1 protein-coding gene is annotated in these 455 nt (G+C 64.0%); it reads right to left on the reverse strand.

The window, feature by feature from the left end; translation table 11 throughout:
* Window positions 1-455, reverse strand: a 455-nt coding sequence (locus tag A3728_RS16170) for an amidase family protein (RefSeq protein WP_236630535.1), incomplete at both ends; no start/stop codon positions are given.

Raw genomic sequence — 455 nt, forward strand, 5'->3', positions numbered from 1 at the left:
GCAGAACGTCCATAGCCCATTGAAGATCGGATCCCCCGTCGTGTCGAGCCCCTTGGGGGCCGGCCCGGTCGCGGAGGGGCAGAGGATCACGTCGCAGCGGGTCAGCAGCTCTTCGAGCGCGGCGGTCAGAACTTTTGGCAGGTCCTTGGCGGATTGATAATCGCGGGCCAGTACCTTGTTGCCCTCTTCGATCGCCTTGCGCACCTCGGGGCCGAGGTCTTCGGGTGCATCACGCCAATAGGGGTAATAGTGATAGGCCATTTCCGCAAAGTTGATCAGGCGGCGCTGATCGGCGGCGGTATCGAAGACCGGGGGCAGCGGCAGTTCAAAGGCCTGATCTCCGAGGGCCGCGACCAGTTCATCGAAAGCCTCGTGAATCTGCGGATCGGCCTTTTCCCAGCCCGGCGGGCGCACGAAGCCGAACACCGGCGCGATGGGCGGCGTCGACATGGCTT

The organism is Sulfitobacter sp. HI0040, assembly GCF_001634885.1.
GTDB lineage: Bacteria > Pseudomonadota > Alphaproteobacteria > Rhodobacterales > Rhodobacteraceae > Sulfitobacter.